Genomic DNA, 21,184 nt, shown 5'->3' on the forward strand with positions numbered 1-21,184 from the left:
TTTCATCTTTTATTTTTTTGAAAACAATTTTTTATACAATAAGAAAACAAACAGACAAAGAAATATCAAACAAACATCTTTTGTAAAAAGCCTTTTTTCTGTTCTTTCAACAAATCTAACTTACGTTGATGAAGGGAGATTAAGGTGTCTAAATGGGCGAAAAAGGCACCGATTTGTTGTTGTTCGGCGAGGGAAGGAGCAGTAAGTTTAAGAGATGAGAAATCTGTATAACTTATACTACGGCCATCACGAATTCCGTAAGTAACAGTTTCAAGTCTAGTAATAAATGTTGGACTAGTTAAAACAATCTTCCAAAAATCAGAATTATATCGATTAGGCTCTTTATAATCTAGAACCGTGTATGCTGGCGATGTAATTCCTTCAATATCTGACCAAGCAAAGCCACCTTGAAATGAACGAAGCTCCTATTCCAAACCGCCTAGACAGGCAATTTGACCAAGAAAGACCACTGGAAGCCCTGGTGACCGACTTGACTTACGTCCGTGTGGATAGGCGCTGGGCTTACGTTTGTCTCATCATTGACCTCTTTAATCGTGAAATCATAGGATTGTCCGTTGGCTGGCACAAGACTGCGGAGCTCGTTAAACAAGCCATTCAAAGCATCCCTTATGCACTAACCAGGGTCAAGTTGTTCCATTCTGATCGTGGCAAGGAGTTTGACAATCAGCTGATTGATGAGATGCTTGAAGCTTTTGGAATCACCCGTTCCCTCAGTCAAGCTGGTTGTCCCTATGATAATGCCGTCGCTGAAAGTACCTATCGTTCCTTCAAACTGGAGTTTATCAACCAAGAAACCTTTCAGTCGTTAGAAGAATTAGTCCTCAAAACGAAAGATTATGTTCACTGGTGGAACTATCATCGCATTCATGGTAGTATTAACTACCAAACGCCCATGACCAAACGAATTATCGCTTAAAAAGCACTTTATAAAAATTGTTCAGAAAAGTGTTGCCTTTTCAGTAACATTAATAGTGTTTTTTGCTCCTTTTGCGACTAATGGACTTAGATAGTGCGTTGCGATACTATCGATTTTCAATGCCATAGCTACAAATGGCGTATAGGCTTTATCCGTAGAATTATAAACTGCATACAAGGGTGACAGAATACCTTCTAGTGTTGCCACCTGAAATATTCCATAGGGAGCCCCTTTAAGTGGACTTTTCGTATAAATTAGCTCACCGCCTTGGACGACCTTATAATTAGAAATGTCAGATCCGGCAAAAGAACGTCCTTGATATTCAATTTGATTAACAGTTCCAACCTCACGAGATACAGACAGAACATCCTCCTTTCCATATTTGTGGGATTTGTTTCTTGCTTTAGATATATACAAAACATCTTTTAACTTACGCTCTTCCCAATCATCCGTAAATCCTTTAAATCGCAATTCAGGAACTTTCTTTTTAACTGAATCATCTCTTTTTGCCATAGTCTCCCCACCATTTCCTTGGTTTTTCTTGTTCTTCAATAGTGTTTTTTGTTCCATGAAAGCCCCCCACAATCCTTTTAAATCACTAGTTATATTATACCATGGCGGGCGCGGTTATGTTATAATAAGTCATAACGAATTCATACCACAAAAGCTTGCGTGAGTGCTTATAGGTTCGTCCTATAGGCTTTTTTTATGCAATCTAACAGCGGAACAAATAGAAAGTTAACTGGTAAACAAAAAACAATCAAACTGAGGTTTTTTGAGGTTATATGACACCCCTTAAAAATCTGAAAAAATGGCGCGTGATACAAGCGGACACCTTGTGGTGGCTCTCCTTAGCACGAGATAGGGGGCGGGGGTCATTTAAACACTTGGATAATATAATTATATTCCCGAGTATTAAAACGCCATACAGGGGATTTTAGGAGGGTTCTCGGACGTGCTAGAAAAATCAAAAAGGGAAAATCACGCGCAAAAGAGGGCAGCGTTGTTATATCCGAACAACAATATATCCCGATAAAAATTTAAGGGTATTTCCGAATAAAAAAGAAGCTATCAAAATAGCTCCCCTTAAACGTTAAGAAATTTTAATAATATTGACTGCTTGAAGTCCGCGTTCTCCTTGTTCAACGTCAAATTGAACTTTCTGACCGTCCTCTAAAGATTTAAAACCATTAGATTTAATTTTAGAAAAGTGTGCGAACAGATCAGTCCCATTTTCTTGAGAGATAAAGCCAAAACCTTTATCCGCATTAAACCATTTTACTGTACCTTGTACCATTGAGTTACCTCTTTTTTATATAAATTTGTAAAAATATTCAAGAGGAAAAACAAAAAGATACCACTTATTACTTAAACCCCAAATCTTATTTACATTCATTACTTTAACAGTAAAGTCACTATAAGTCAAGACTAAACTCTCATTTACCAAATTATAGATAACCATTGAGTGATATATTTTAAATCTGCTTAGCTAATTCTTAGAGTGCTTTGCGTTTTAATCGGAACAAAGTTCTGTCAGTTTTTCTGTAATTTCTTTTAATGTTCGTGTCATTGTAATATCTCCTCTGTATTATTAGTTGTTCTGTTCGTTTGTCAATGTACTCATGAATAGTATCATCATAAGCAATCTCACGCGCTCCCTTGTCTCTATCCTCTACTTCTTTTACCAGCTCATTATACTGTGCCATCTCGTTGGCTTGGTTATCCAAGTCACTTTCTTCCTCGATTGGCTTTGGTTGATAATGTAATTCATTATCTTCTGACATCATCAAGAAGCTTTCCAAACAATTGAAAACACTAAAAGCGATTGCTTCAAATTCTTCTTGTTTCTCTTCAGGAAGATAGCTCCTATAGTCTTTGGTCTGTAATAGCGTTGATAGTTCGCATGTTTCTTCTACCCATGCTTTGAGTTCTGTTAGGAGCATTGGTGCTGTTGATTTGTTTGTGTTAGTCATATTAGTTTACATCTCTTGACAAGGGTACACAAGACGCAATTAAAAAGTGCTGAATGGAAAACATTCAGATTTTCCATTCAATCTGCACATACTCGCTTGTGGCCCTGATTTGTGTTATAAGGCCATCAATGACTTTTCTCCTGTCCTCGAAGCTGATATTTTCCCAGTTATGAATGTGGTTGGAAAGCTCTCTAATCTGCCTCGGAGACATGACCTCTGCCGACAAGTCGGCAATCTCTTTTACAAGGTTCTGACGCTTTGTGTCCAGTGCTTCAATTTTGCTATTGGCATAGGATAGAAGAATGGGGTTTGCGCCGCTCAACGTATCAAGCAGCTTTTCAATTTCTTCATCTACTTTTGCCAATTCAATTTGAAGGGTTGTTATCCTCGGGTCTACTCTGTCCTCGTTACCACCTATCAGGCTTTCAAACTGACTCATTTTCTTTGCCATTTCTCCGAAAATAAAACTCTCGAAGTCATGGGTTTTCAGCTTGCCGCAGCCTTCACAGCTTTTGCTATCGGCCCGTTTAGAGCATCTAAGGTATTGAGTTCCTGTGGAATTGCCGACACTCATTAGAGCATATCCACAGCGCCCGCATTTTACTTTTCCAGCCATCCATGTGTTTCTGGTTTTGCGCCCGGACTGGAAAGTAGTGTTGTTCATCAGCTTCTTACGGCATTTCATCCAGATAGAGGAAGGGACAAAACCCTTATGCGGGGCAAGTACAAGTATCTGATCTCGGAGCTGGGTGTTCTTGTTTTCAGCCACGTCCCGGCCCTGAGAAAGATAACAGCCGTTTCCTCCTTCAAAATCTGCCGCCTCATTGACTATGTATGTGCCCTGGCTTTTGAAAAACTCGTAAACATCAAGGTCTGCAATCACATAAGCAGGGTTCCGTAAAAGCTGTGAGAGAAATCCCCGTGTAAGGTCTTTACCGTATATCTTGATACTGGCCTCCGAAAAGTGGCGGGTAATATCCCCGAAGGAAGTTAGCGGCTCGGCATACATAGTAAACATCAGTAAAGCGTATTTCTTTGTTTCGGGGTCGTCTACCAACATTTTTGTTCTTACGTCATGCAGCCTGGTAGGAGCAAGGGAAAATCCATAGGGAGCAGGCCCGCTCATGTGAAATCCCTTCAAGCACCGGGAATAATAAGCGTCTGTCACTCGTTTTTGGATTGTCTCTCGTTCAAGCTGAGCGAACACAATACAGATATTGAGCATTGCCCGCCCCATAGGTGTTGAGGTATCGAACTTCTCTGTGGAAGAAACAAACTCTACATTGTACTTTTGAAATTCCTCCATCATGGTTGCGAAATCCAGAATAGACCGGCTGATACGGTCTAACTTATAAACGACCACTTTCTTAATCAGTCCTCTCTGAATATCGGCCATAAGCTGTTGAAACTTCGGGCAGTCTGTATTCTTTCCAGAATAGCCCTTGTCGGTATATGCCTTATAGTTTTCCCCCTTCAATTCGTATTCGCAAAATTCAATCTGGCTTTCAATACTGATACTGTCTTTACGGTCAACGGACTGTCTCCCGTAAACTGCATTTATTCGGTTTATCATGGCGGTTCCTCCTGTTCGCAGGAACTGCCAACCTTATGCTTATATTATACTATTGACAGGTGGCGGTATTTTATTCGGTGGTATTCCTCCCGGGGGAGGCGGTTCAAAAGGGGGATCGCCGCATAGACACAGCTCCTTACTATTACCTTACGTCATTGAGTTGCTCCTTCAGTTTGAATATTTTTTTCTCAATGTTTTTAATCACTTCAATAAATACTTCATCAGTGTTTCCGGTGGGGTCATCCAGGCCCCAATCTTCTCTATATTTGCAAGGTAAATATGGGCAATTCACATTACATCCCATTGTAATCACAACATCTACCGGAGGAATATCCGACAAGAGTTTGCTTCGCTGTGTTTTTTCCATATCAATACCATAGAGCTGTTTCATAATGCGTACAGCATCCTGATTGATTTCTGGTTTTGTTTCAGTTCCTGCGGAATAGCTTTCAAATACATCAGAAGCATAATATTTTCCAAGAGCTTCGGCAATCTGGCTTCTGCAAGAATTATGAACACAGATAAATGCTACTTTTGGTTTTGCTTTCATCTGTTAACCTCTGACCTTTTGAATGAGTGCTTTAGCTTCGTCTTTCTTTAACACCTTGCCATAAGAAACGACTTTGCCGTCTACGACAAGAGCTGGCGTGGTCATAACTCCGTAAGCGGCAATCTGAGAAAAATCTGTCACATGGTCTATGGTTGTGTCCATGTTCAATTCCTCCAGTGCCGCATGAGTGGCTTCTTCTAACGCATGGCATTTAGCACAGCCAGATCCCAGCACTTTAACGCCGACAGTTCCTTTTGTGGCTTCTGCCTGCGCCATCTTCTCAGGCGTACAGCCACTCCCACAGCAACAGCTTTTTTGTTCTTCTTTCTTCTTACCAAACAGTCCCATAATAAAACCTCCTTAAATTATACTAAAATAAATTGTAACGCATTGAACAGATAACCGACGATTATAATACCAATCGCACAGATTGAAATAAATAAAGCCAGTAATTTAGGCTTAACGGCTTTACGGAGCATGATGAGGGAAGGCAAAGACAAAGTGGTAACGGCCATCATGAATGACAGCACTGTCCCAAGTTGTGCTCCTTTAGCAAGTAACGCTTCCGCAACAGGAATTGTTCCAAAAATATCCGCATACATGGGAATACCCACGATAGTTGCGAGAATAACACCAAAGGGATTGTTACTGCCAAGCACTGCTTCTATCCAGCTTTCTGGTATCCAGTTATGAATAAGAGCACCGATACCAACACCAACTAAAATGTAAGGAAACACTTTCTTAAATGTATCAAACATCTGCTCTTTTGCATAGGTTAAACGCTCACGTATTGTCAAATTAGGAGAGTCAATGTCTACGCTCCCTGCCGTAAGAACAAAACTTTCAATATGCTTTTCCATGTGTAGTTTCTCAATGAGTGAGCCGCCGATCACTGCAATGACAAGCCCGAGCACCACATAAACAATCGCTACTCTTGCACCAAAAATACTCATAAGCAGCACAAGACTTCCGAGATCAACCATCGGGGAAGAAATAAGAAACGAAAATGTCACTCCTAGCGGAAGTCCGGCACTAGTAAACCCGATGAACAACGGAATAGACGAGCAGGAACAAAATGGTGTTACTGTTCCCAGTAGGGCAGAAATTATATTTGCCCAAATTCCATGAAATCGTCCTAAAATACGTTTGCTTCGTTCTGGAGGGAAGTAACTCTGAATATATGAGATAGCAAAAATCAATACACAAAGCAGAACTGTAATTTTCAGGACATCATAGATGAAAAAATGAACGCTGCCGCCTACACGTCCATTGACGTCTAACCCCAGCGCCGATAGCCCCATTCCGATGAGTTGATTGAGCCATTTCATGCCGAGCACCTGGTCTTGAATAAATTCCCATACGCCCATATAAAAACCTCACTTTCTATTTGTTGAAAAATGTATCAAAATTTTTTGATGTATTTTCCCAAAAGAAACACCATCCGTATTTAGATGGCGTTTTCTATCCGCAATAGGGACAGTTTGTCTTTTATTCATTATCAGGAGTTGTTAATTTTTTCAGCAATTCAACCGCCTTGTCTCTGCCAGAAGAACTCAAACAGTAGTGTGTCCATTTTCCCTCTTGCCGACTGACAACAATACCGGAGTCACAGAGAATTTTCATGTGATAGGAGAGGCCAGACTGAGTTAAGTCTAACGGCTCCTGTAAAACGCAGGCACATTTTTCGCCGCCTCTCAACTGTTCCAGAATTGCAAGGCGTTTTGGATCACAAAGTGCCTTAAACACTTTCGCTTGCTCCTGATATTCTGTTCCCATGTTTTCACCTCACATCAAATTATTTTGATATGACCATTGTATGCACTTAATACCAGATTGTCAAGAGGTTTTTGTCGCCAAAATTTTCAAAATATGCAATATTGGGGCAGAGTCGCTAAATGGCAAGCAATGTCTTTATGGCCACAGACCACAAACGCCGCTTGTTGGGGTCCGCCCCAAACCCGGTAGCTTCGGGCCATATTGGCCCGAAGTGATCGCGTCGCTTTGCTCCTTATTTCTCATACCCTCAACGCTCCATTTCTTTCTTCTTTGCCTGCGCCTGGGACGGGGAGGACTGTTGGCTGTCGATGGCAACGGCGATATAGTTCTGGTTCTTCTTGCTGATATAGGAGAGCTCCACGGCAGTCGTGAAACCCAGCTTCTTTGCGTCCATGAGAGCCATCAGGTCAGGGACAAGCTCATTGAGCCGGATATACCGCTGTACCTGCTTGACCGCCATCTTGTTCCTTTCGGCCACTATCTCATTGGAGCGTTTGCCCGCGTCCTTCGGGTCAATCTGGCTCGAAGTGCGGGAGCCCTGGTGCTTGATGGCTTCAAGCTGCATTTTCAGCGCCTTTGCCCGCTCACTGGGAAGGATTTCTTCACGCTGGTTTAAGTTGCCCTCAACCATTTGCGTGATGGCCTCGTCGTCCGTCAGGTTGCGGACGATACAGGGCATATCGGTATACCCAGCAAGTTCGCTGGCCTTCTGGCGTCGGTGGCCGGAGACAATTTCATAGCCGCCATCCTCCCGTGGACGGACAATAGCGGGCTGGGTGACACCCTTGTCCTTGACGCTTGACACCATCACCCGCATTTCCTCATCATCCCGAACCTGGAACGGGTGGTTCTTAAAAGCGTGGAGTTCGTTCAGTTTGATATAGACGATCTGTTCCTCCCCACGGCGGGGCGCCTCTTTGGGCGGCTCCTGTGGCTTCGGCTGTTCCGGGGCCGGAGGCTTCACAGTGGCAGAGCCCTTGTCCGTTGCCTTTTTCGGAGCGGCAGCTTTCGGGGCTTTTTCCTTGCCCACGGCGGTCTTGTCCGCCGGTTCCTTTCAGATGGAAGTTTTCTTCTTGTCCGCAGGCTCTTTTGCCGGAGCGGCCTTTTTCTTGTCCGCCGGAGCTTTCGCTTGTGCCTCCTTCGGAGGACGGCCCCTGCGCTTCGGCGGCTCCGCTGTTTTGTCAGGCTCCTTCTTTACAGCCTTATCTGGATTTTCGGGTTCCTTTCCCTTATCCAGGACAGGGGCCGACTTATCCGGCGTTTTTCCTTTTTCCGCCGCCTTTTTCTCGGCCATAATTTCCGAAAAGTTGTAGATGGAAACATTTGGGCCTTTCTCTGCACCTGCTTTCTCGGGAGTGGAAGCCACCTTCCCCTTTGGTGGGGTGGATTTGTCTGCGGCCTGCTCCGGAGGCTTCTGTTCCGGGGTGAGCGGTTCAGCTTTCACAGGTTCCTTGACGGGAGCCTGTTCCGGGGGCTTGTCCGACCCGGTGTCAGGCGTTGCCGTCTCCGGGGCTTTTGTGGTTTTATCATCTGGCATACACGTTTACCTCCTGATTTTGGGCATGAAAAAAGGGACCTGACTTTTCATCAGGCCCCGGTGGGGTAGTTCCTCCTTTCTTACCAAGATACAAAAATACCGCCCGTAGTCTCGTTTGGGCGGTACTTTGTATAAGGTTGGCAGTTCAATTTTTGTAAATTTATCGTGTATGCCCTTGTCAACCGTTGCTTACCTCCTCATATGTAACCATGATATTATCACCATAAGCTTGTACACTGCTCACTTTCTTGTCAGCCATGAACTCATTTACTCTGACTTCTAGTTCCTCATTATTTTCTCTTCTAGATTTTGCTATGCCATTGCTGTAAAAACCCTCAGAGATTACCTCATGTTTGAATAGTTTGATTTTCATTTGTTTTTGTCCTTTCTGTTTGTATTTATTCTTTTTTAGTATTTTTAGCACGGTTAGCCCACTTGTAAAACTACTGTACTAAAAAATAAACGCTGATGTATCAAGGGTTTAGCACGGTTAGCACGAAAAACACACTTTTTTTCAAAAAGTTTTTCCCGCATACTTTTTTTATTTATTTTATTTTTATGTATTAATATTATTTTTTAGTGTACTAACTGTGCTAAGTGTACTAAAGTATCGATATTAAAGGCTTTTTAATTTTTTATACTGTACTAAACCTGTGCTAGAACCGTGCTAAAATTAAACCCTTCCATACCCGCGCTCTTTTTTACTTTTCTTTCGGTTTTTTTCGTGCTCTCTACCATTGTAATACTCCCCAAAATGCCAAGGGTTTAAAACCAACTTAGGGTTAAAATCATTATGAAATTTTTTTTCTTTGGGGATAGTTACCTCTTTGGGTCTAAAGGACTTAGGTAACAATGTTTTTATCTGTTTATGTAAAGAGACTTCGTTTAGAAAGTACTTACTGTTTTGGTGTTGTTTACAATACGCTTTAAAGCATTCAAAAACATATCCATTAGGTACATACTTGCATTGAATAACGTCATCATTGAAAAATCTATCTACAAAGTCCGCCACTGGGTTCATTTCTTTGTATTCTTCGTTAAGAAAATCTATTGACCTTTGGGGCTCAATGTCTTTAAATGGTGTTTCAATAGCAAGCTTGACAAGGTATTCTAACACTTCGGGGCGATTAATATAATTATTCTTAATTCTCTTATCTGGTTTCCCTTTTAGTTCGCTAAATGACAACACTCTAAAACGTCTGTCAATGGCGTTTTTATCTGCGTTCATTCTTGGAAAACCATTAGATGACTGGACAACGGTCATTTTCAAGCGCGTGGTATATGGTCTTTTCCCTTTATCCTCTATCCTAATCGGGTCACCTGTTGCAAGACTGAACACAATAGAAGTATCTTTTATAATCACGTCTCTTTGAACGTCATCACCAATAACTACAGACTTACCAATAAGAATAGAAGTATCAAAGCGCCCATTCTTTTCATCAATTTTATAACTAGCTATTTTTCCTTAAGTAAAGCTAAAACCTGTTTTTGAATGCGTTTTCTTTATGTTATATCAATCTTTTTGTAACATTCTTAACAAAAGACTAAAACGGAGGTAACATAAACCCTGTATTATATATCCTGTACTAAGTTAGAAATCAAAAGGAGCATATAATGCAAAACAATATTTTAAAAACAAAATCTAAATCAGTTAAGTTAGGAGTTGCTGGTGCAGCATTCGCAGCGGCTTTATTGGCCCCATCAGTAGCTAAAGCTGATTCTTATACTGTTCAATCAGGAGATACTCTTTCTAAGATTGCCTCAGCACACAACACAACAGTTGACTACTTGGCATCAGTAAACGGTATTTCTGATATCCACTTCATCACTGTTGGTCAAACAATTGAATTGGACGCAGCAGCAGCGCCTGCACAAACAGCTAGCGAAACACCTGCTGTTGAAGCATCTGCACCTGCAGCAACTACAACAACTTCAAGCTACTCATCATCACTTAGCTCATCAGATGCAGCAGCGAAAGAAACAATCGCACAACGTGAATCAAGCGGTAGCTACACAGCACAAAACGGACAATACTATGGTCGTTACCAATTGACTTCATCTTATCTTAACGGTGACCTTTCACCTGAAAACCAAGAACGCGTTGCAGACGCTTATGTAGCAAGCCGCTACGGTTCATGGTCAGCAGCCTTGGCTTTCTGGAATGCTAACGGTTGGTACTAAGATAAGTATCATAGATAAATCAAAAAGAAGGTTATTGCAACCTTCTTTTTTTGCTATTGATAATGTTACAAAAAAGCAACCTAAGAAAAGGTTGCTTTTAACTATTATTGTAAATCTTGAAGAGCTTTTGGCACATCTTGTGGCGTTTGGCAGATGGTTTCTGCATCATGTTCTTTCAAACTCTCGCTACTACCAAAGCCCCAAGTTACCCCAATAGTACGGATACCTGTTTCTTTTCCACCAATCATATCAAATTTGGTATCCCCGATAATAGCCGTTGTATCAAGTGGGAGTTGGTGGTCTTTGAGGCAGGTTGCAATCACATCAGCTTTATGAAAATGTTCAGGCGTAGAGCCATAAACTTGTTTGAAATACTTCATAATGCCAAGTTCTGTCAACATGAGTTGGGCCATGGGTTCATGCTTACTGGTTGTGACGTATAAGGAGTAGCCTAGGCGATTTAATTCCTCCAACAAGTCAGCAATCCCAGGATAAAGTGAAACTTGGTGGACACCTTTTTGATTATAGTACTCACGAAACGTTTGTATGGCACGGTCAATATCATCTTTTTCTGTGAAATATTGGGCAAAAGTGACTTCCAAAGGTGGACCAATAAATGTTGACAATTCTTTATCTGTTAGTAAAGGAAGCTGTAATCGTTCAAAAGCAAAATGAAAGGCAGCAAGAATGCCAGGACTAGAATTTACCAATGTTCCATCGAGGTCGAATAAAACAGATGTCATATTTACTCCTTTGTAAACTGTGTCAACTTTGTATTGACAACTATGTCAAGTTAGATGTTTTGGTATCGAAATACTAAAATATCTAACTTAATCCCCAAAAATCTGAGCTTGTAAGCGTCGTCCAGTTGGTGTGGCTGCTAGACCGCCTTCTGCAGTTTCACGGAAAGCTGTCGGTAGGCTTGAACCAACTTGATACATGGCATCGACAACTTCATCCACTGGAATTTGTGATTCGATACCAGCCAAGGCCATATCAGCGGCAACGAGGGCAAAACTAGAACCTAGAGCATTACGTTTGACACAAGGAACCTCTACCAGACCAGCAACAGGGTCACAAATAAGCCCAAGCATATTCTTAATGACAAAGGCAACCGCTTGGCTGGCTTGAAAGGCAGAACCACCAGCAGCTTGAACCAAGGCAGCCGCACTCATGGCAGAGGCAGAGCCAACTTCCGCTTGACACCCTCCTTCGGCACCTGAAATAGAAGCGTTATTTCCAATAACAAGGCCAAAAGCTCCAGCCGTAAACAAGAAGTCTAGCTGCTCTTTTTCAGAAAGATTGAGTTTGTCAATCGCTGTTGTTAAAACAGCTGGTAAACAACCAGCAGACCCCGCAGTCGGTGTGGCACAAACCAGTCCCATTTTGGCATTCAGTTCATTAACGGCAATGGCATTGCGAACGGCTGTCAGAACAGTGGTGTCAGATAGAGTTTTACCAGATTTGAGATAGGCGTCCATTTTGACGGCATCTCCCCCAGTTAATCCGCTGATGGATTTGCTTGGCGTTAAGCCGTCGATGACAGATTGTTTCATGACTTCGAGGTTGCGTGTCATGATATGCAAAATTTCGTCACGACTGCGACCGCTCAATTCCATTTCCGTAGCAATCATCAATTCGGCAATATGACCGTCGAAACGACTGTTAGCTTGTTCGACCAGTTCTTTTATAGAATAAAACATACCTCTCCTTTTTAATCAAAGAAATTAACATTGTGTAAATGTGGAATTTGTTGAATCTTCTCAACGGCTTCATGACAGTCGCGTGAGTCCACTTCAATAATCATAATAGCTTTTTCTCCCGCACTTTCACGCGTCACGTTCATTTGAGCAATATTGATATGATAGGCTGAGAGAATATCGGTAACCTTGGCAATCATTCCAGGAATGTCTTGGTGAACAATAATCAAGGTTGGTGTGTTCATCTTCAGAGATACCGAAAAACCATTTAGCTCGGTGACCTCGATATTTCCTCCGCCGATGGATACACCCGTAATACTCATGGTTTTATCGCCTTTTTCCACAGTGATTTTCGCTGTGTTGGGGTGTGGCGCATTGCTATCTTTGAGAATATCCCAATAAATGCGGATACCTTTTTGATGCGCAATCTCTAGTGAGTTTTTAATGTCAGGATTGTCGGTATCCATTCCAAGAATACCTGCTACTAAAGCTTTATCTGTTCCGTGTCCACGGTAGGTTTTGGCAAATGAATTGTACAGATGAAAGGTCACTGTGTCAGGAATTTCTCCAAAAATCGAGTTGACGACTTTTCCAATACGAACAGCCCCAGCCGTGTGGCTACTTGAAGGACCAATCATCACAGGACCAATAATATCAAATACAGATTGGAATTTAAGGTTTTTCATGCGAACTCCTTTGTTAATCTATGCTTTCTTATTATAACAGAGGAATGAAAAAGGGTAAACGATGTTAAAAGAGAAAAGCTTTGTCATTAAGGGCAAAAGACTTACAGAAATACTATTTCATGGTATAATAGAAGTTGCGTGGTTTCACGCATTCAAAATCGACCTTCAAATCGATTTTTGAAAAACTGGGCCCTTCAAGCCTATGTTGGAAAAAAATATCTTGATGGGAGGATTATCATGACAGATAATTCAAAAACACGTGTTGTTGTCGGTATGAGTGGAGGCGTTGATTCGTCAGTGACAGCTTTGCTTTTAAAAGAGCAAGGTTATGATGTTATTGGTGTTTTCATGAAAAACTGGGACGACACAGACGAATTCGGTGTCTGTACGGCAACCGAAGATTACAAAGACGTAGCAGCTGTTGCTGACCAAATCGGCATTCCTTACTACTCTGTAAACTTTGAAAAAGAGTATTGGGATCGCGTTTTCGAGTATTTCTTAGCAGAATACCGAGCAGGACGCACACCAAATCCAGACGTGATGTGTAACAAGGAAATTAAATTTAAGGCCTTTCTTGATTATGCCATGACGCTTGGAGCTGATTATGTAGCAACTGGACATTATGCCCAAGTTTCTCGTGATGAAGACGGTACTGTTCATATGCTACGTGGGGCCGATAATAACAAAGACCAAACTTACTTCTTGAGTCAATTATCACAAGAACAATTGCAAAAAGTGATGTTCCCTCTTGGGCATTTGGAAAAACCTGAAGTTCGTAAAATTGCAGAACGTGCAGGACTTGCCACAGCCAAGAAAAAAGATTCAACAGGCATTTGTTTTATCGGTGAAAAGAACTTCAAAGAATTCCTTAGTCATTATTTGCCAGCGCAAAAAGGTTGTATGATGACAGTTGATGGTCGTGATATGGGCGAACACGCTGGTTTGATGTACTATACTATTGGTCAACGTGGCGGCCTTGGTATCGGTGGACAACAAGGTGGCGATAACCAACCTTGGTTTGTTGTCGGAAAAGATTTGTCACAAAACATTCTTTACGTTGGTCAAGGTTTCTACCATGAATCACTCATGTCAACTAGCCTTGACGCTTCAAGCGTTCATTTTACACGTGAAATGCCTGAAGAATTTACAATGGAAGTGACGGCCAAATTCCGTTACCGTCAACCAGACTCAAAAGTGACGGTTCATGTAAAAGGGGACAAGGCAGAAGTTGTCTTTGCTGAACCACAACGTGCCATCACACCAGGCCAAGCCGTTGTTTTCTATGACGGTGAAGAATGCCTAGGCGGCGGTATCATTGATATGGCCTATAAAAATGGCGTTGCTTGCCAATACATTTAGTTGACAAGTCTGTAAAGTAAGTTGCTAACAAAATGGTTAAAATAATCAGCAAGATATTTGACATTTGAAACTGATTTGATACAATAACCATAACAATATTCATGATGGTCAAAGCTCATGAGAATGGTACGTTTTTTGACGTGCGATTTTCGAGGCTTTGGCTGTTTTTTGTGTTTTTAGTCATTTGATTTTAGTTGGAAAGGAAAGCTTTTTGTAAACATTGCTGAAGGATGTTTACGTGATATTGTGGTGAACCATGACACATGAATTTTCTGAACATTATGATGTAATTGTTGTTGGTGCTGGGCATGCTGGTGTTGAAGCGAGTTTGGCATCAGCTCGTATGGGGTGTAAAACCCTGCTAGCGACCATTAACCTAGAGATGTTGGCTTTTATGCCATGTAACCCTGCCATTGGTGGCTCTGCAAAAGGGATTGTCGTCCGTGAAATTGACGCTCTTGGCGGTGAAATGGGACGAAATATTGATAAAACCTATATTCAGATGAAAATGCTCAACACAGGTAAAGGTCCTGCTGTGCGTGCCCTTCGTGCCCAAGCGGACAAAGCTCTTTACTCTCAAACAATGAAACATACCGTTGAGCAACAAGAAAACTTGACATTGCGTCAATCGATGATTGAGGAAATTTTGGTTGAAGATGGCAAAGTTGTTGGGGTGCGTACAGCGACAAATCAGAAATTTTCAGCTAAGGCTGTGATCATCACAACAGGAACTGCTCTTCGTGGGGAAATTATTTTAGGAGAGTTGAAATATTCATCTGGTCCAAATAATAGCTTGGCTTCTGTTGGGTTGGCGGATAATTTGAAAGAACTTGGGCTTGAAATTGGACGTTTCAAAACAGGAACACCACCGCGTGTGAAGGCAAGTTCTATTAATTACGATGAAACCGAGATTCAACCTGGAGATGAGAACCCAAATCATTTCTCATTTATGTCTAAGGATGAAAATTACCTGAAAGACCAAATTCCTTGCTGGTTGACCTACACCAACCAAGACAGTCACGATATTATCAATAAAAACCTTTATCGTGCACCGATGTTCTCAGGAATTGTCAAAGGGGTGGGACCTCGTTATTGCCCATCTATTGAAGATAAGATTGTGCGTTTTGCGGATAAAGAACGCCATCAGTTATTCTTAGAACCAGAAGGTCGTGAAACAGAGGAAGTGTATATTCAAGGCTTGTCAACCAGTCTGCCTGAAGATGTTCAAAAGGATTTGGTGCATTCTATCAAAGGTCTTGAAAATGCAGAAATGATGCGCACGGGTTATGCGATTGAGTACGATATTGTTTTGCCACACCAATTACGTGCAACCCTTGAAACAAAGACCATTTCAGGTTTGTTTACAGCAGGTCAAACTAACGGAACATCTGGTTATGAAGAAGCCGCTGGGCAAGGAATTGTAGCTGGTATCAATGCTGCCTTGAAAGTCCAAGGAAAACCAGAATTGATTTTGAAACGCAGTGACGCCTACATTGGCGTTATGATTGATGATTTGGTTACAAAAGGGACTTTGGAACCTTACCGTTTGTTGACTAGCCGTGCAGAATACCGCTTGATTTTGCGTCATGATAATGCTGATATGCGTTTGACAGAAATCGGTCATCGTGTTGGATTGGTAGATTATGACCGTTACCAACGTTTCCAAGAGCGTAAACGTCAATTTGACAACGAGTTGACAAGATTGTCAACTGTTAAATTAAAACCTATCAAAGAAACCAACGAACGCATTGAAGCATTAGGATTTAAACCTTTAACAGATGCCTTAACAGCCAAAGAATTCATGCGTCGTCCTGAAATCACTTATGACATTGCCACAAGCTTTGTCGGACCAGCTGAGGAAGAATTGGATAGCAAAGTTATTGAACTGTTAGAAACTGAAATCAAGTATGAAGGTTACATCAATAAAGCTCTCGACCAAGTCGAAAAGATGAAACGAATGGAAGAAAAACGCATTCCAGCCAATATTGATTGGGATGACATTGATTCTATTGCGACAGAAGCCCGTCAAAAATTCAAGAAAATCAATCCAGAAACCATCGGTCAAGCTAGTCGTATTTCAGGGGTGAATCCAGCTGATATTTCTATTTTGATGGTATATCTGGAAGGCAAACAAAAACGCTATAAACACTCACAAAATTAAGACTATATTTTTCAATCTCTTAGCCTAACAGCTCTACTAAATAGGGCTGTTTTATGGTATAATAACATACTAAGAGGTTATTCAATGAAAAGATTTCGATTTGCAACCATTCATTTGGTGATGATAGGCTTCATTTTATTTAGTATTTTAGCGATTTGCATTAGGCTTGCTCATACACAAACACCTATTTTGCTCGCTAGTTTTTTGGTCGTGCTTTCACTTGTTGCGCTTTTGTATTACCAAAAAGAAAGCTATGAGTTTTCAGAGTTGGAACAAGTTGAGCTATTAAATGACCAGACTGAGGTCAATTTAAAGAATTTGTTGGAACAAATGCCTGTTGGTGTGGTTCAATTTGACCAAGAAACCAATGAGGTGGAGTGGTTTAATCCCTATTCTGAGTTGATTTTTACTAGTGAGGAAGGGGAGTTTGAGGCAGATCTCATTCAAGAGATTATCAGCAACAAACGTGAAGGAGATGCCAGTCAAACCTTTGAGCTTAATGGTAACAAGTATTCTTCTTATATCGATTCGTCGTCTGGTATTTTTTACTTTTTTGACAGTTCGATGGGAAATCGCCAGTTGGGGGATGCTGCTTTGTTGCGTCCTGTAATTGGGATTATTTCGATTGATAACTATGATGATGTGACGGATGATTTATCAGATGCCGAAACGTCACAAATCAATAGTTTTATCGTTAATTTCATATCGAATTTTACAAAGACAAAGAATATCTTTTACCGTCGAGTGGATATGGACCGCTTTTATTTCTTTACAGATTATGCTGTTTTGAGCAGTTTAATTGAAGACAAATTTACCGTCTTAGAAGATTTTCGAAAGCAGGTAAAAGAATCGTATAAATTGCCTCTGACCTTGAGTATGGGGGTTTCTTATGGAGATGATAACCATGAGCAAATCGGTAGAATAGCCCTTCAAAATCTTAATACGGCCCTTGTTCGTGGGGGTGACCAAGTTGTTGTTTGCGAAAATGGTGAATATAAAAAACCCCTTTATTTTGGAGGTGGTTCGGTATCAACAGTTAAGCGAACACGGACACGGACACGTGCCATGATGACTGCTATTTCTGATCAGATTAAAGGTGTTGACCGTGTGTTTACAGTGGGGCATAAAAACTTGGACATGGACGCTCTTGGAGCTGCTGTTGGGATGCAATTTTTTGCCAGCAATATCATCGAAGAGGCTTACGTAGTTTACGATCCCAACGAGATGAGCCCCGACATCAAGCGTGCCATTAAACGGCTGCAGGAAGAGGGTAGAACGAAATTGGTGACTGTGGATCAGGCTCTTCACATGGTAACGGAAAAGTCCCTTCTAATCATGGTGGATCACTCCAAAGTAGATTTGACCTTGTCAGATAGACTTTACAAGAAGTTTACAGATGTGATTGTTGTGGACCATCACCGCAGAGATAGTAATTTCCCAGAGAATGCGATACTATCTTTCATTGAAAGTGGTGCAAGCAGCGCGAGTGAATTGGTGAGTGAGCTGATTCAATTTCAGAATTCAAAGAGACGACTTAGTAAGTTTCAAGCTAGTATCTTAATGGCTGGTATCATGTTAGATACGAAGAATTTTTCAGCTAGCGTAACCAGCCGAACCTTTGATGTGGCTAGTTACCTCAGATCTCAAGGTAGCGATACCGTCGAAATTCAAAACATCTCTCAAACTGATTTTGAAGAATATCGTTTGGTAAATGAATTGATTCTTCGAGGGCGTAAGTTGTATGATAATATCATCATTGCAAGTGGTGAAGAGGGAACGATTTACAGTAAGGTTACAGCTAGTAAAGCTGCAGATACCATGTTATCCTTGGCTGGTATTGAAGCCACTTTTGTGATTGTAAAAGTTGCACCTGACAAGGTTGCTATTTCAGCCCGCAGTCGGAGCAAGATTAATGTGCAACGCATGATGGAAGAATTGGGGGGCGGAGGTCACTTTACCCTAGCTGCCTGTCAACTGTCAGATGTTACGGTTGCTCAAGCCGAGCAATCGTTGATTACCGTTATTGATAATGATTTAAAAGAAAATATGGAGGTTGCAAGATGAAAGTTATTTTTCTAGCAGACGTTAAAGGAAAAGGGAAAAAAGGGGAAATCAAAGAAGTACCAACAGGCTATGCTCAAAACTTTTTGATTAAAAAGAACCTTGCTAAAGAAGCAACAAACCAAGCCATTGGCGAATTAAAAGGCAAACAAAAATCAGAAGAAAAAGCGCAAGCTGAAATTTTAGCAGAAGCCAAAGCTTTGAAAGTCGAACTTGAAAAAGAAAGCACAGTCGTGCAATTTTCTGAAAAAGTTGGTCCTGACGGACGCACTTTTGGTTCTATCACAGCTAAAAAAATCGTTGAAGAATTGGCAAAACAATACGGTCTGAAAGTTAACAAACGTGCTATTGCATTAGACCACCCAATTCGTGCGATTGGCATGATCGAAGTTCCTGTTAAATTGCACAAAGAAGTCAGTGCAGATATCAAATTGAACATCAAAGAAATGTAATCGGTTGTTGAAAAAGGCACGGGGAGGTGAAAAACATTGGCGGAGAATCTTGAATTAAGGGTTCAGCCACAAGATTTACTGGCAGAACAATCGGTTTTAGGTTCCATTTTTATTTCTCCAGACAAACTGATTACCGTTCGTGAGTATGTGAGCCCAGATGACTTTTACAAGTACGCCCATAAGATTATTTTTAAAGCCATGATTGCTCTTTCTGATCGCAATGAAGCCATTGATGCGACAACCGTTCGGACGATTTTAGACAATCAAGGGGACTTGCAAAATATCGGTGGCTTATCCTACATTGTTGAGTTGGTCAATAGTGTACCGACCAGTGCCAATGCGGAATATTATGCAAAGATTGTGGCTGAAAAAGCCACTTTGCGTAATATCATCGCACGCTTGACAGAAACTGTAAACCTTGCTTATGATGGAACGACTGATTCGGAAGAACTTATTGCTGGAGCTGAGAAAGCCTTGGTTGATATCAATGAGCATAGCAATCGCAGTGGTTTCCGACGTATTTCAGAGGTTTTGAAGGTGAATTATGAAAACCTTGAAGCGCGTTCGCATCAGACTAGCGAGGTGACGGGCTTGCCAACAGGTTTTCGTGATTTGGATAAGATTACAACAGGTTTACATCCAGATCAACTGGTCATTTTAGCGGCTCGTCCTGCGGTGGGGAAAACGGCTTTTGCCTTGAATATCGCTCAAAATGTTGGAACGAAACAAGAAAAGCCAGTTGCTATTTTCTCCTTGGAAATGGGAGCTGAAAGCTTGGTCGATCGTATGCTAGCAGCAGAAGGCATGGTCGATTCACACCATCTAAGAACTGGGCAACTCACTGATCAAGAGTGGAATAACCTAACGATTGCTCAAGGTGCTTTAGCCGAGGCACCTATTTATATTGACGACACACCAGGGATTAAAATCACTGAAATCAGGGCGCGTGCTAGAAAATTGGCGCAAGAATTTGATGAGGGGCTGGGCTTGATTGTCATTGACTACCTACAGCTCATCACAGGAACTCGTCCTGAAAACAGACAACAAGAGGTTTCTGACATCTCACGTCAATTGAAGATTTTAGCAAAAGAATTAAAAGTTCCTGTTATTGCCTTGAGTCAGTTATCTCGTGGTGTTGAGCAACGTCAAGACAAACGTCCTGTTTTGTCAGACATTCGAGAATCTGGTTCTATCGAGCAAGATGCTGATATCGTGGCTTTCCTTTATCGTGATGATTACTACCGTCGTGAAGGGGAAGAGCAAGATGATGCTGTTGAGGATAACACCATCGAGGTTATCCTAGAGAAAAACCGCTCAGGTGCACGTGGAACAGTCAAACTAATCTTCCAAAAGGAATACAATAAATTTTCGAGTATTGCACCATTTGAGGAACGCAATTAAACCATTTAAAAGGAGTATGGTAATAAAATGAGTGATGCATTTGCAGATGTAGCCAAAATGAAAAAAATCAAAGAAGAAATCAAAGCCCATGAAGGTCAATTGGTTGAATTGACACTAGAAAATGGTCGCAAACGTGAAAAAAATAAAATCGGTCGTTTGACAGAAGTTTACCCATCGTTGTTCATCGTGGAATACAATGAAAACTCAGATGTTCCAGGTGCCATCAACAATTCTTACGTTGAATCATACACCTACTCAGATATTCTGACCGAAAAAACATTGATTCATTATTTTGATTAATCATTGATAGTTAGTAAGTGGTAAGAGTTTTTAGAATTAGCCTTCATAGCTAAACGTAGGAGAACAGGAGAAGCTGTTCTCTTTTCTACCTTTTGTCAAGCATATCAACGATTTCTAGAAGAAATCATTATCGGAAGCTACTTAATTCAACCAGTAGAGAAGTTATTTCTTTGATTTAACAGAGAAAAAGTGCACAACTAAATAACACCTTAGCTAGCTACATTTTTGAAAAGGTGTTACAATAATATGGCATAAACAATTTTAGCGATTTTGGGTTGAAGTGTAATCGTAAAGTTTGTTATGCGTTATGAGGTAATACATTGTCCGAATAAGGCGATGTATAGAGGCAATCGTATGTGGCTTCGTTGAAGTTGTTTGCGATTGTCTTTTTCGTTTCTCATAGAAGTCTTCAATATGGCAATGATTAGTATGGCTAGCCGCAGCGATGTTGTGAATACACTTAAACAGAATCTTTCTAGCGTAGGGATTACCACGCTTGGTAATGTGTTCCTTAGCGAGGAAGTTTCCAGACTCATA

General features: G+C 41.2%; 23 protein-coding genes and 2 pseudogenes. 8 read left to right on the plus strand and 17 right to left on the minus strand.

What is annotated here, in order from left to right; translation table 11 throughout:
- Window positions 1-65: 65 nt before the first annotated feature.
- Window positions 66-386 (minus strand): restriction endonuclease subunit S, encoded by a 321-nt coding sequence (locus HFK82_RS09210; RefSeq protein WP_168261386.1) that lies wholly within the window; start codon window positions 384-386, stop codon window positions 66-68.
- 29 nt (window positions 387-415) lie between these two features.
- Between HFK82_RS09210 and HFK82_RS07865 the strand changes: the two are divergent.
- Window positions 416-937 (plus strand): annotated as a pseudogene (locus HFK82_RS07865) (IS3 family transposase); the annotation flags it as partial.
- 21 nt (window positions 938-958) lie between these two features.
- Here HFK82_RS07865 and HFK82_RS07870 read toward each other — a convergent pair.
- From HFK82_RS07870 to HFK82_RS07920, 12 genes are all read right to left on the minus strand, one after another.
- The gene (locus HFK82_RS07870) at window positions 959-1,507 is read right to left on the minus strand and encodes a hypothetical protein (protein ID WP_239472550.1); all 549 of its coding nucleotides are present in this window, start codon (window positions 1,505-1,507) and stop codon (window positions 959-961) included.
- 523 nt (window positions 1,508-2,030) lie between these two features.
- Window positions 2,031-2,234, minus strand: coding sequence for a cold-shock protein (locus HFK82_RS07875; RefSeq protein WP_154454453.1), 204 nt, complete (start codon window positions 2,232-2,234; stop codon window positions 2,031-2,033).
- 199 nt (window positions 2,235-2,433) lie between these two features.
- On the minus strand, window positions 2,434-2,910 hold the full coding sequence (locus tag HFK82_RS07880) for a hypothetical protein (protein WP_239472551.1): 477 nt from the start codon (window positions 2,908-2,910) through the stop codon (window positions 2,434-2,436).
- 64 nt (window positions 2,911-2,974) lie between these two features.
- Entirely contained in the window at window positions 2,975-4,483 is a 1,509-nt protein-coding gene (locus tag HFK82_RS07885; protein ID WP_168261377.1) for a recombinase family protein, read from the minus strand.
- A gap of 142 nt (window positions 4,484-4,625) precedes the next feature.
- Entirely contained in the window at window positions 4,626-5,033 is a 408-nt protein-coding gene (locus HFK82_RS07890) for an arsenate reductase ArsC (protein WP_168261378.1), read from the minus strand.
- Window positions 5,034-5,036: 3 nt separating this feature from the next.
- On the minus strand, window positions 5,037-5,381 hold the full coding sequence (locus HFK82_RS07895) for a thioredoxin family protein (RefSeq protein ID WP_168261379.1): 345 nt from the start codon (window positions 5,379-5,381) through the stop codon (window positions 5,037-5,039).
- A 17-nt stretch (window positions 5,382-5,398) separates the two neighbouring features.
- Window positions 5,399-6,400 (minus strand): permease, encoded by a 1,002-nt coding sequence (locus HFK82_RS07900; RefSeq protein WP_168261380.1) that lies wholly within the window; start codon window positions 6,398-6,400, stop codon window positions 5,399-5,401.
- Window positions 6,401-6,521: 121 nt separating this feature from the next.
- Window positions 6,522-6,809 (minus strand): ArsR/SmtB family transcription factor, encoded by a 288-nt coding sequence (locus HFK82_RS07905; protein ID WP_168261381.1) that lies wholly within the window; start codon window positions 6,807-6,809, stop codon window positions 6,522-6,524.
- A 247-nt stretch (window positions 6,810-7,056) separates the two neighbouring features.
- On the minus strand, window positions 7,057-7,839 hold the full coding sequence (locus tag HFK82_RS08765) for a ParB/RepB/Spo0J family partition protein (protein ID WP_204984884.1): 783 nt from the start codon (window positions 7,837-7,839) through the stop codon (window positions 7,057-7,059).
- 24 nt (window positions 7,840-7,863) lie between these two features.
- On the minus strand, window positions 7,864-8,346 hold the full coding sequence (locus tag HFK82_RS08770) for a hypothetical protein (RefSeq protein ID WP_206151171.1): 483 nt from the start codon (window positions 8,344-8,346) through the stop codon (window positions 7,864-7,866).
- Window positions 8,347-8,524: 178 nt separating this feature from the next.
- Entirely contained in the window at window positions 8,525-8,719 is a 195-nt protein-coding gene (locus HFK82_RS07915; RefSeq protein WP_168261382.1) for a hypothetical protein, read from the minus strand.
- Between the two features lie 300 nt (window positions 8,720-9,019).
- Complete coding sequence (locus HFK82_RS07920) at window positions 9,020-9,805, minus strand: phage/plasmid primase, P4 family (protein ID WP_168261387.1); 786 nt, start codon at window positions 9,803-9,805, stop codon at window positions 9,020-9,022.
- A 155-nt stretch (window positions 9,806-9,960) separates the two neighbouring features.
- On the opposite strand from HFK82_RS07920, the gene apf reads away from it, so the two are divergent.
- On the plus strand, window positions 9,961-10,527 hold the full coding sequence (apf, locus tag HFK82_RS07925; RefSeq protein WP_154455085.1) for an aggregation-promoting factor: 567 nt from the start codon (window positions 9,961-9,963) through the stop codon (window positions 10,525-10,527).
- 104 nt (window positions 10,528-10,631) lie between these two features.
- On the opposite strand, the gene HFK82_RS07930 is transcribed toward apf, so the two are convergent.
- From HFK82_RS07930 to sdaAB, 3 genes are all read right to left on the minus strand, one after another.
- Entirely contained in the window at window positions 10,632-11,270 is a 639-nt protein-coding gene (locus HFK82_RS07930; RefSeq protein ID WP_154455086.1) for an HAD hydrolase-like protein, read from the minus strand.
- 87 nt (window positions 11,271-11,357) lie between these two features.
- Window positions 11,358-12,230 carry an L-serine ammonia-lyase, iron-sulfur-dependent, subunit alpha gene (gene sdaAA / locus HFK82_RS07935; RefSeq protein WP_154455087.1) on the minus strand — a complete coding sequence of 291 codons (873 nt, stop codon included), beginning with the start codon at window positions 12,228-12,230 and terminating at the stop codon, window positions 11,358-11,360.
- Between the two features lie 11 nt (window positions 12,231-12,241).
- Window positions 12,242-12,913 carry an L-serine ammonia-lyase, iron-sulfur-dependent subunit beta gene (gene sdaAB, locus HFK82_RS07940; RefSeq protein WP_154455088.1) on the minus strand — a complete coding sequence of 224 codons (672 nt, stop codon included), beginning with the start codon at window positions 12,911-12,913 and terminating at the stop codon, window positions 12,242-12,244.
- A gap of 237 nt (window positions 12,914-13,150) precedes the next feature.
- On the opposite strand from sdaAB, the gene mnmA reads away from it, so the two are divergent.
- The 6 genes from mnmA to HFK82_RS07970 all read left to right on the plus strand — a co-directional run bounded on the left by mnmA (window position 13,151) and on the right by HFK82_RS07970 (window position 20,647).
- On the plus strand, window positions 13,151-14,272 hold the full coding sequence (mnmA, locus tag HFK82_RS07945; protein WP_154455089.1) for a tRNA 2-thiouridine(34) synthase MnmA: 1,122 nt from the start codon (window positions 13,151-13,153) through the stop codon (window positions 14,270-14,272).
- Window positions 14,273-14,528: 256 nt separating this feature from the next.
- Window positions 14,529-16,433, plus strand: coding sequence for a tRNA uridine-5-carboxymethylaminomethyl(34) synthesis enzyme MnmG (mnmG, locus tag HFK82_RS07950; RefSeq protein WP_168261383.1), 1,905 nt, complete (start codon window positions 14,529-14,531; stop codon window positions 16,431-16,433).
- Between the two features lie 84 nt (window positions 16,434-16,517).
- Window positions 16,518-18,497, plus strand: a complete 1,980-nt coding sequence (locus tag HFK82_RS07955) for a DHH family phosphoesterase (RefSeq protein ID WP_168261384.1) — start codon at window positions 16,518-16,520, stop codon at window positions 18,495-18,497.
- Window positions 18,494-18,946 carry a 50S ribosomal protein L9 gene (gene rplI / locus HFK82_RS07960; RefSeq protein ID WP_154455092.1) on the plus strand — a complete coding sequence of 151 codons (453 nt, stop codon included), beginning with the start codon at window positions 18,494-18,496 and terminating at the stop codon, window positions 18,944-18,946. Before HFK82_RS07955 ends, rplI begins: the two co-directional genes overlap by 4 nt.
- Before the next feature lie 36 nt (window positions 18,947-18,982).
- Window positions 18,983-20,347, plus strand: coding sequence for a replicative DNA helicase (gene dnaB, locus HFK82_RS07965; protein WP_154455093.1), 1,365 nt, complete (start codon window positions 18,983-18,985; stop codon window positions 20,345-20,347).
- Between the two features lie 27 nt (window positions 20,348-20,374).
- On the plus strand, window positions 20,375-20,647 hold the full coding sequence (locus HFK82_RS07970) for a Veg family protein (RefSeq protein ID WP_154455094.1): 273 nt from the start codon (window positions 20,375-20,377) through the stop codon (window positions 20,645-20,647).
- 261 nt (window positions 20,648-20,908) lie between these two features.
- Here the strand turns inward: HFK82_RS07970 and HFK82_RS07975 are convergent.
- Window positions 20,909-21,184 (minus strand): annotated as a pseudogene (locus HFK82_RS07975) (IS110 family transposase); the annotation flags it as partial.

It is taken from the genome of Streptococcus alactolyticus, from assembly GCF_012277075.1.
Classification (GTDB): domain Bacteria; phylum Bacillota; class Bacilli; order Lactobacillales; family Streptococcaceae; genus Streptococcus; species Streptococcus alactolyticus.

Coding starts and splice junctions, on each gene's coding strand:
- HFK82_RS07915 (WP_168261382.1), bottom strand. CDS start 8,719: ATGAAAATCAAACTATTCAAACATGAGGTAATCTCTGAGGGTTTTTAC.
- HFK82_RS07895 (WP_168261379.1), bottom strand. CDS start 5,381: ATGGGACTGTTTGGTAAGAAGAAAGAAGAACAAAAAAGCTGTTGCTGT.
- HFK82_RS07905 (WP_168261381.1), bottom strand. CDS start 6,809: ATGGGAACAGAATATCAGGAGCAAGCGAAAGTGTTTAAGGCACTTTGT.
- mnmG (WP_168261383.1), top strand. CDS start 14,529: ATGACACATGAATTTTCTGAACATTATGATGTAATTGTTGTTGGTGCT.
- HFK82_RS07900 (WP_168261380.1), bottom strand. CDS start 6,400: ATGGGCGTATGGGAATTTATTCAAGACCAGGTGCTCGGCATGAAATGG.
- HFK82_RS07955 (WP_168261384.1), top strand. CDS start 16,518: ATGAAAAGATTTCGATTTGCAACCATTCATTTGGTGATGATAGGCTTC.
- mnmA (WP_154455089.1), top strand. CDS start 13,151: ATGACAGATAATTCAAAAACACGTGTTGTTGTCGGTATGAGTGGAGGC.
- HFK82_RS07970 (WP_154455094.1), top strand. CDS start 20,375: ATGAGTGATGCATTTGCAGATGTAGCCAAAATGAAAAAAATCAAAGAA.
- HFK82_RS07890 (WP_168261378.1), bottom strand. CDS start 5,033: ATGAAAGCAAAACCAAAAGTAGCATTTATCTGTGTTCATAATTCTTGC.
- rplI (WP_154455092.1), top strand. CDS start 18,494: ATGAAAGTTATTTTTCTAGCAGACGTTAAAGGAAAAGGGAAAAAAGGG.
- sdaAB (WP_154455088.1), bottom strand. CDS start 12,913: ATGAAAAACCTTAAATTCCAATCTGTATTTGATATTATTGGTCCTGTG.
- HFK82_RS07875 (WP_154454453.1), bottom strand. CDS start 2,234: ATGGTACAAGGTACAGTAAAATGGTTTAATGCGGATAAAGGTTTTGGC.
- apf (WP_154455085.1), top strand. CDS start 9,961: ATGCAAAACAATATTTTAAAAACAAAATCTAAATCAGTTAAGTTAGGA.
- HFK82_RS07880 (WP_239472551.1), bottom strand. CDS start 2,910: ATGACTAACACAAACAAATCAACAGCACCAATGCTCCTAACAGAACTC.
- HFK82_RS07870 (WP_239472550.1), bottom strand. CDS start 1,507: ATGGAACAAAAAACACTATTGAAGAACAAGAAAAACCAAGGAAATGGT.
- sdaAA (WP_154455087.1), bottom strand. CDS start 12,230: ATGTTTTATTCTATAAAAGAACTGGTCGAACAAGCTAACAGTCGTTTC.
- HFK82_RS07885 (WP_168261377.1), bottom strand. CDS start 4,483: ATGATAAACCGAATAAATGCAGTTTACGGGAGACAGTCCGTTGACCGT.
- HFK82_RS08770 (WP_206151171.1), bottom strand. CDS start 8,346: ATGCCAGATGATAAAACCACAAAAGCCCCGGAGACGGCAACGCCTGAC.
- HFK82_RS07930 (WP_154455086.1), bottom strand. CDS start 11,270: ATGACATCTGTTTTATTCGACCTCGATGGAACATTGGTAAATTCTAGT.